This is a genomic window from Rhodococcus sp. P14, assembly GCF_000256505.1.
Classification (GTDB): domain Bacteria; phylum Actinomycetota; class Actinomycetes; order Mycobacteriales; family Mycobacteriaceae; genus Rhodococcus; species Rhodococcus ruber.
The window spans coordinates 1-8,859 of record NZ_AJFC01000328.1 but is presented as its reverse complement, the minus strand read 5'-3'; the positions used below and the strand labels follow the sequence as shown (position 1 = coordinate 8,859).

Annotated in this window: 7 protein-coding genes and 1 pseudogene; 5 read left to right on the top strand and 3 right to left on the bottom strand. The window is 71.0% G+C overall.

Annotated elements, in window-relative coordinates:
* A partial coding sequence (locus OEY_RS0123510; protein WP_010596211.1) for a DUF4442 domain-containing protein occupies positions 1-383 on the bottom strand: 383 nt, incomplete at its 3' end.
* Between the two features lie 33 nt (positions 384-416).
* Between OEY_RS0123510 and OEY_RS0123505 the strand changes: the two genes are divergently transcribed.
* Complete coding sequence (locus tag OEY_RS0123505) at positions 417-1,595, top strand: MFS transporter (RefSeq protein WP_010596210.1); 1,179 nt, start codon at positions 417-419, stop codon at positions 1,593-1,595.
* A gap of 11 nt (positions 1,596-1,606) precedes the next feature.
* Entirely contained in the window at positions 1,607-2,581 is a 975-nt protein-coding gene (locus tag OEY_RS0123500; RefSeq protein WP_010596209.1) for a membrane protein, read from the top strand.
* A gap of 29 nt (positions 2,582-2,610) precedes the next feature.
* On the opposite strand, the gene OEY_RS0123495 is transcribed toward OEY_RS0123500, so the two are convergent.
* A complete protein-coding gene (locus OEY_RS0123495) occupies positions 2,611-4,161 on the bottom strand; it encodes an MBL fold metallo-hydrolase (protein ID WP_010596208.1) in 1,551 nt (516 codons plus the stop codon).
* Positions 4,162-4,335: 174 nt separating this feature from the next.
* On the opposite strand from OEY_RS0123495, the gene OEY_RS0123490 reads away from it, so the two are divergent.
* Entirely contained in the window at positions 4,336-5,097 is a 762-nt protein-coding gene (locus OEY_RS0123490; protein WP_010596207.1) for a lysophospholipid acyltransferase family protein, read from the top strand.
* Positions 5,098-5,159: 62 nt separating this feature from the next.
* On the top strand, positions 5,160-5,981 hold the full coding sequence (locus tag OEY_RS0123485; RefSeq protein ID WP_010596206.1) for a Cof-type HAD-IIB family hydrolase: 822 nt from the start codon (positions 5,160-5,162) through the stop codon (positions 5,979-5,981).
* A 12-nt stretch (positions 5,982-5,993) separates the two neighbouring features.
* Here the strand turns inward: OEY_RS0123485 and OEY_RS0123480 are convergent, their stop codons facing one another.
* Positions 5,994-8,018: an N-acetylmuramoyl-L-alanine amidase gene (locus OEY_RS0123480; RefSeq protein ID WP_010596205.1), complete on the bottom strand. Its 2,025-nt coding sequence runs from the start codon at positions 8,016-8,018 to the stop codon at positions 5,994-5,996.
* 326 nt (positions 8,019-8,344) lie between these two features.
* Between OEY_RS0123480 and OEY_RS29005 the strand changes: the two are divergent.
* A pseudogene (locus OEY_RS29005) lies at positions 8,345-8,859 on the top strand (SpoIID/LytB domain-containing protein); the annotation flags it as partial.

Below are 8,859 nucleotides of genomic sequence, written 5' to 3'. Positions count from 1 at the left end.
GGTCCCAGCGTCGTGTATCCGACACCGGCCTCGAGCGTGCTCGACACGCTGAAGCCCATGGCGGTGTCGAACATCGTCGCGATCACCCCGCCGTGCATGCTGCCCACCGCGTTGGCGTGGAACTCCTGCGGCTCCATGCTCACCTCCACCCAGCCCTCCCGGGCCTCGGTCACCCGGAAGCCGAGGGTGCGCGACGTCGGATGGTGCGGGATGGAGCCGTCGATCAGTCCGCGCAGGAAGTCGAGGCCGTGCATGTCGCGGTTCGCGGCGGACGTCGGGGCGGGGTCGTCCCACGTGTAGGTGCGCTGGCGTTCGGTCACCTGCCGACCGTATCGCGCGGTGACAAACCCGTCCGCGCGTGCCACGCTGGAGCCATGCGACATCGATGTTGATCCGGCTCCGCTCCGACCTTCCGGGTGGTGGCGTATGCGGCCACCCGTGAACTCGTGCCGCTCTACGGCGTGTACGCCCTGCTCTTCGAGGACCACGGCCTCGGCACGGGTGAGATCTCGTCGCTGTTCGTGCTGTGGTCCGTCGTCGCGTTCGTCGCGGAGGTGCCGTCGGGCGCGTGGGCCGACACGGTGTCCCGCCGCGGTCTGCTGCTGCTCAGCTCGGCCCTGTTCACCGCGGGCTTCGCCCTCTGGCTGCTGTTCCCCGGCTACTGGGGGTTCGCGGCCGGCTTCGTGGCGTGGGGGATCAGCGAATCGCTGAAGTCCGGGACCTTCGAGGCCCTGGTGTACGACGAACTGTCCGCCCGCGGTGCGGCACACCGGTTCCCGGCGGTGCTGGGCTACGCGAACGCCGGTGAGACGATGTGCGTTCTCGTCGCGACGCTGTCGGCCGCACCGCTGTTCGCGCTCGGCGGCTATCCGCTCGTCGGATGGCTGTCGGTGGGGATCACCGTCGCCAACGGGTTGCTCGTGCTCGCCCTGCCGTCCGCACCCCGCGACACCTCGGCGGACGAGACAGGTTTCGTCCCGGGCGGTTTCGCAACTCGCTACCGCGCGGTGCTGCATGCCGGGACGGCCGAGGCGCGGCGCAGCGCCGGCGTCCGCCGCGCGGTGCTGCTCGCGGCGCTGCTGTCGGCGTGCCTCGCCTTCGAGGAGTACTTCGCGCTGCTCGCGCGCGAGGGCGGGGCGAGCACGTCCGCGGCGCCGGCGCTGGTGGCGATCACCGTGGCGGGACAGGTGCTCGGCGCCGCGACCGCCGGTCGCACGGCGGCGACGACCGGCCGCGCGATGGGTGCGGTGATCGCCGTCGGTGGCCTGCTGCTGGCGACGGGCGCCGCGCTCGGCGGAGTGGCGGGCTTCGTGGCGATCGGGATCGGCTACGGCGCCCTGAACAACGCGATGATCGTCGCCGAGGCGCGGATGCAGGACACCATGAGCGGAACCGCCCGCGCGACCGTGACGTCGGTGTCGGGCGTCGTCGGCGAGGTCGTGTCGGTGGCGGTCTACGCTGGATTCGCGCTGGGAACGGTATGGCTGCCGCTGGCGGCGGTGCTCGCGGCATGGGCGGTGCCGCTGCTCGGCCTGGCCGCCGCCGCGGTGCGGTGGCTGCCGCCGTCTCAGAGCTCTCTCAGATCGCCGGACTAGGGTCCTCCGCCGTGCGTGCCAGTCTCCTTCCCGTCCTGTTCGTCGCCGCCGGTCTCGGCCTGATCGGCACCGGCAGTGCCCTCGCCTACGCCCATGCGCCCACCGTCGCGACGACGACCGAGGCGCCGCCCCCGTCGACCGGCGACCCGCTCACCGACACCCGCGACAACCTGCAGCAGGCCGGACTGCCGCTCGCTCTGCTCGGCGGCGGAATCGGGCAGCTCACCGACGGCAGCCGGCAGCTCGACGACGGTGCTCACCAGCTCGCCGACGGACTCGCGCAGGCCAGTGCCGGCGGGCAGCAACTCGCCGACGGGCTCGGGCAGCTGCAGGGCGGGGTGGACCTGCTCGGCGACGGTGCGACCCAGGTCAGCGGCGGCGTCGACGAGGTCGTCGACCGGCTCGCCGGTTTCGGGGAGATGCAGGCGGGCGTCACCGAGCAGCTGACGGCCGTCGCCGGCACCCTGCGGCGCTCGCCCGACGCGGTGTCCCAGGAGGCCGCCGCCCGGCTCGACGGGCTCGTCGGCCGGCTGGACAGCGAGGGGCTCGGGCCGGAGACGCTCGCGCAGCTCGAGCAGTTGCGCGGCGGTGCGCGGCAGCTCGCCTACGAATTGAGTGACCCGAACGCGCAGTTCGTCGCCGGCATGATGCAGGCTGCCGACGGCTCGCGGCAGCTGCGCGACGGACTGATGCTCCTCGACGACGGCGGCCGGCAACTCGTCGACGGCACCGGGCAGCTCGTGGCCGGCGTGGGTCCGGTCACCGGGGTGATCGAGGGAGTCTCCGACAACGTGCGGGAGGCGACGGCCGCGCTGCCGAAGTCGCCGGCCGCCTCGTCGCCCGACGTCGTGACGACGGGGGCGACGACCGGGGAGCGGCAGTGGTGGCCGTTCGCGCTCGTCGCGTCGGGGGCGCTGGTGCTCGCCGTCCCCGCCCTGGGTCGTGGCCGAATGTCACATCGCTTCGATCGCATCGACCCGATGTGACATTCGGTCACCACACGCGGCGCGAGGGGTCAGAGCTTGCGGGAGCGCAGCTCGTGACCGCGGGAGGTCTTGCAGCGACCGGTGACGAGGTCCCACTGCCAGCCGTGCAGGTTGCAGGTGAGGCTGGTGCCCTCGACGACGCCGAACTTCGACAGATCCGCCTTCAGGTGCGGGCAGCGGCGCTGGATCTCGAAGCCGCCCAGCTCGATCGACGCGGAATCGTCGTGGGCTTCGGCGAACCAGCCGTCCGCGTAGGCGATCCGCTCGTCGGTGAGGCACTTGAAGAACGTGTACAGGAATTCGTTGTAGCCGCCCACCCGCCACGCCTCGAATCGGGTGGACAGGAAGATGGTGTTCACCCAGTCCGGCTCGTCGTCGCGCAGGACCGTGCGCACCAGCTCCGGAGGAATGCGGAAACCGTAGCGGTACTTGCCTTCTCCCTCGATGGGTTCGCGGACGACCCGCTTGGGGAAGTCCAGCACGACCGTCTCGTCGCCCATCACCAGGCCGACGGGGTAGCCGATGCCGTCGCAGATCAGATCGGACTGCGCCATGATCGGCTCGAACTTCGCCTTGAGCGGACCGAGCAGCGGCTCACCCTCGGCCGGGGCCCACGTCGCCTTCTCGGCCTCGAGCACCGGGGCCAGGCGCTGGGCCATCTCCTCGATGTACGCGGCCTTGTCGGTGAAGATCTTCTCGACGTCGGCGTCGGGGATCGGATGGGTCAGCGTCATCGACTCGCTGCCGTGCACGTCGAGGACCGAGCCGGGGATCATCAGCACGCCACCGTCGTTGCCGTGCAGGCGCATCTGCTCGAGGAAGACCATCTGGTCGGGGAAGATGTTGCCCTCGTCGCCGTGGTCGTCGTTGAGGTGGCGCAGCGCCGGGTCGAGGAACACCGGCGGACCGGCCGACGGGACCACCCACGTCGCCCCGACCTGGTCGATGTAGCTGCGGCAGCGGTCCATGCCGCGCTGGCGCTTCTGCTTGCCGAAGTTCGCCTTGGTGCGCTTGGGGATGTCGTAGACCATCGGGTACCAGATCGCGCCCGAGTACTGCAGCAGGTGGACGTCGATCTTCCCGAAGGACTCGAGCATCGTGTCCATCTCGACCGGGCGGGCGTCGTTCATGTTGAACACCGTGGTCTCGCCGTCCGAGACGACGAGACCGGAGTCGCCGATCGGTCCGTCCGCGGGTGCGCGCAGGGCGATGATCATCACGTCCAGGTCGCCCTCGGGCCCGCTGACGGTGTGCTTGACGGAATCGGTCGTCTCGAGGAACTTCGTGAACCCGAGCTTCTCGAGCTCGCGACGCAGGTCCGGGACCGGGAAGTCGGGCAGCAGCACCGTCGCGTCCTTGCGGACGTGCTTGCTCAGGTTCTCCGGGTCGAAGTGATCCTTGTGCAGGTGCGAGACGTACAGGTAGTCGACGTCGCCGAGCGCACCCCAGTCCAGCTGCGTGTTGTCCGGGAAGGGGAACCACGACGCGAAGTACGCGGGGTTGACCCACGGGTCGCACAGGATCGATCCCGCTTCGGTCTGAATGTGGAACCCGGCGTGTCCGACGCTGGTGATCTGCACTTCGTTGCCTCCTGACGTGCTGACCGACGTACCCCCAAGGGTAGGGGGACGCCGGTGGGGCGCCTCGCCCAGGCGGTGAACCCGGGCCGGATACGGGCCGTTGATCCCGAATCGGGCGGGCCCGCGGACATCGGGCGAAGCCCGCGGGCGCCGATCCGGCTACTCTGACCGACTGTGGAACCCTTCTACCGGACCGTCATCGGCCTCGCCCGGACCGTCTTCGCCGCGCAGGGACTGAAGTTCACCGTCACCGGCGCCGAGAACATCCCCGCCGTCGGTGGCGCGGTGATCGCCATGAACCACGTCGGCTACATGGACTTCACCTACGCGGGCCTGCCCGCCCGCACCTCCAAGCGCTACATCCGGTTCATGGCGAAGAAGGAGGTCTTCGACCACAAGATCTCCGGTCCCCTGATGCGGGCGATGAAGCACATCCCCGTCGACCGGGCCGACGGCGCCGACTCCTACCGCGCCGCCGTCGACGCGTTGCGGGCCGGTGAGCTGGTCGGCGTGTTCCCCGAGGCCACGATCAGCCGCAGCTTCGAGATCAAGGGCTTCAAGACCGGTGCCGCGCGGATGGCGATCGAGGCGAACGTCCCGATCATCCCGGTCGTCCTGTGGGGGTCGCAGCGGGTGTGGACCAAGGGCCACCCGAAGCGGCTCGGCCGCACGAAGACGCCCATCTCCATCGCGGTGGGCGAGCCCATCCGGCCGTACGAGTCGGCGTCGGAGCTGACTGCGGAGTTGCACAGCAGGATGGAAAGCATGCTGCGGGAGTTGCAGAGCAGCTACGTGCACGAGCCCGGTGCCTACTGGGTGCCCGTGCGGCTCGGCGGCACCGCTCCGACGCTCGCGGAGGCCACCGCGCTCGACGACGCCGACACCGCCGCACGCAAGGCCCGCCGCGCGCAGAAGGATGCCGGCACCGACGGGTGACGGCCCTACGGCGCGGTGACTCCCGGATGCGCCGCGCCGCGGCGGACCGGCACAATGGCGAAGTGAGACGAGATCTGCCGAGCCTGGTTGCCACCGACGTCGACGGCACCCTCATCGACGACGAGGAGCGCGTCTCGGACCGGACCCGCGCGGCAGTACAGGCCGTGGTGTCCTCCGGGACGCCGTTCGTCCTGGCCACCGGTCGTCCCCCGCGATGGATCCCGCCGGTGGTCGAGCAACTCGGCTTCGCGCCCCTGGCGGTGTGTGCCAACGGTGCGGTGCTCTACGACAGTGCCGCCGACCGCGTTCTCAGCGCCGCCGTGCTGTCCGCGGACGAACTGGCCTGGGTCGCCGACGTCGCCAACAGTGTGCTGCCCGGCTGCGGTCTGGCCGCCGAGCGGATCGGGGCGAGCGCCCACGACGCCGCGACACCGCAGTTCGTCAGCGCCCCCGGCTACGAGCATGCGTGGCTGAATCCGGACAACACCGAGCTCGCCGACCACGAGGTGATCGCCGAGCCGGCGGTGAAGCTGCTGATCCGGTTGGCGTCGGCGACGAGCCACGAGATGGCCGAGGCGCTGGCTCCGCGGCTGTGCGGCATGGTGGACGTCACCTATTCCACGGACAACGGCCTGATCGAGATCTCCGCCTCCGGGGTGACCAAGGCGTCGGGCCTGCATCTGATGGCCGAACACCTCGGGGTGGCCGCCGACGGGATCGTCGCGTTCGGGGACATGCCCAACGACATTCCGATGTTGTCGATGGCGCGGCACGGGGTCGCGGTGGAGAACGCGCATCCGGACGCGAAGGCGGCCGCGGACGAGGTCACCGCCACCAACACCGAGGACGGGGTGGCCCGCATCCTCGAGCGCTGGTGGCGGTGACGGATCGATCGGTCAGGGCGCCGGAGCGGGGGCCGGCGCTTCCGGTGCCGGTGCCGGTGCCGGGGCCTCGGGGGCCGGCGCGGCGGCCGGGGCCTGTGCCTGTTCGTACGCGTCGTTGTAGGCGCGCAGCACCTTCGTCACCGCGCCGGTGAGCTCGTTGAAGATCAGCGAGCCGAACTCGAAGTCCGAGCGCCAGCCGTCCGGGACGCGGTACTCGTCGCTGGTCGGCAGGCCGAGTTCACCCGCGTCGAGGCCGCTGCGCTGCCACGTCTTGTAGATCTCGCCGAGCACCGTCCACACACCACCGTTCGGCGAGGTGTAGATGGCGCCGTTGACGAACTCGGCGCGTTCGTACCCTGCCTTGGCGGGCAGGATGCCGGACACAGCGGCCCCCAGACGGCCGGTCTCGCCGCCCTCGGCGATCCACTTCTGGGCCAGCGGCGAGTTGTCGGTGAGCCGGATCAGCTCGCCGACGAGGTCCGCGACCTTCTCGGCCGAGCCGGTGTCTGGCAGGCGGTCCGCCGAGCCGGTGGCCGGAGCCCCCGCGTCGACGTCGGGCACCTGTGCGCGCGGGTTGTCGGTGACGAGGTCGGACGAGTCGTCGCTGGGCTCGGACGGCGTGGTGCTCTGTCCGGCGGCGGTGGCCGCGGCGATGTCGCGGATCTCGTCCATCTTCGCGTAGCCGGAGTCGCCGGGGCAGCTGGTGTTGCCGACGTCGCGGTGCGCGAAGATGATCGGCAGGTCGACGGCCGCGCCCTGCGGGTACGGGGTGAAGGACGTGCCCTCCGAGTACATGGTGGTCTCGCCCTCGGGGTCGAGCCCCGCCTTCGCGAGCCGCCAGCCGAGGAAGCGGCCCACCGCGTCGACCGCGGCCTTCGGAGGCTCGACGTTGGAGAAGTCGCCCATCATCGCGATGCCGACGGTGTTCTCGTTGAAGCCGCCGGCGTGCGCGCCCTGCACGGGCTTGTCCAGGCCGCCGGCGCGGCCCTCGAAGATCTGCCCGTATCGGTCGACGAGCACGTTGTAGCCGACGTCGCACCAACCCAGGGTCTGCGCGTGGTAGGCGTAGATGGCGCGCACGATCTCCGCCGATTCGGCCTTGGAGTAGTCGTTGCTGCCGGCGGTGTGGTGCACGGTGGCTCCGCCGAGCGAGTCGTCGTAGGTGGCGTCCTGACAGCGGATGGACTCGTCGGCACCCCACTGCGCTCGGGTGATCACCTTCGGCCCGGACCCTCCGACCGGACCGGCGATGTCGTCGAGCGCGGCGTCGGCGCTGCTCGACCCCGGGTCGATGAGCACGGCGCTGACGTCCTCGGTGGCGGCGGGTTCCTGGGCGTGCAGGGGCCGTGACGACGACGCGGGCGCATAGCCCAGCTCCGGCTGGGCGGGAGCGGGGGCCGGTGCGGGTGCCGGGGCCGGCGCGGGGATCTCGGCGCCGGCGAGTGTCGGTTCAGGTTTCGGGCGCGGGGTGAGCAGGACCTGCACGACCTTCGTGGCGCCGACGTAGATCGGTTCGGTGCCAGCCCGCTCGTCGGGCGTCTGGTCGTCGCGGCTCGTGTCGATCGGTTCGGTGGCCGTCCACGGCCCCCAGCTGCCGTCCTCCCGCTGGGCCCGGATGCGCGCGTCGGTGTCGGCGACGTCCTTGGCCGCCAGCGCGATCATGCTGAACGGGGCGTCCCTGGTGAGCTGCTTGACGGTCGCTCCGATGCGGTCGACGACGTCCGCGGCCGCGGGGGCCGGCGCCGGGGTGGTCGACGGGGCGGGCGCGGCGATCTCCGGCAGCCCCGCGGCGAGTTCCCTCAGGCTCAGGTCGGGCAGGTTCAGACCGGTGAGTTCGTGGATCGGGATCACGATGTCGGGCACGGATGCGAGCACGACCTCCGCGATCTCGGGCGGTACGACGGTGGGGACGGACTCGTTGGTGGTGCGGACGTCCGATGTGGTGCTCGTGACGCCGTAGACGGCGAATGGGCTGGCGACGGCCAGGGCGGCGACGGCACCCAGGACGATCGACGGCTTCGGTCGGCGATGCGGCACGGTGCTTCTCCCTGTCGGTGTTCGCGGCGGTCCTCGGCGGCCGGGCGGCGCTCGGCCGAGGCCGAGGAGCCGGCTCGAATCGAACCGAATCCTCCGTCATCCGGACGACCCGAAGTGCGGAACGGCCGAGAATCGTGTGCAACTTGTGATTCTGGTGTTACTGCTGTGGCTGTTGTTGCTTCATTCAGTCACTCTTGCCACACTAGTCGCAGACAACCTTAAGCCTCAACCTGAGCTTGAGGATCCGTCTCGAATGTCCGATACGCGCGGACCTGCGTCCGGGCGGCACACGGTGCGAGAACGAGGGAGTGCAGCGCATGCCACGAATGTCCATCCGCCGGACCCATCGCCGGCGGCGTCTCGTCGTCGGACACCCCCTCCGCAACGGCTGGCGGCCCGCCACGGCCCGCGCCGCGGCGATCGGCCTCGCCCCCGCGCTGCTCATCGGCGCCGCGATCGGCGGGGTGATGCACGTGCGCACCGCCGAACCCGACGTGGCGCAGGCCGTCGCCGCCGACACCCCGTTCACCTTCGTGGGCTTCGGTCACGGTCACGGTCGCGGCATGGGCCAGTGGGGTGCCTACGGCTACGCCTCGCAGCACGGCTGGTCCGCCGATCGCATCCTCGGCCACTACTACGGCGGCACCACCCTCGGCGCTCTGCCCGAGAACACCATGATCGCGGTCCGGCTCGTCGGGCAGGACGACGCGCCCCTCGACGTCTACTCCGACACCGGGATGACCGTCGCCGGCCGGCAGACCGGGCCCGGGGAGGCCGCCCACCTGACGCCCACCGCGGACGGGGGAGCGGACGTCGTCGTCACCGCCGGCTGTTCCGGCGA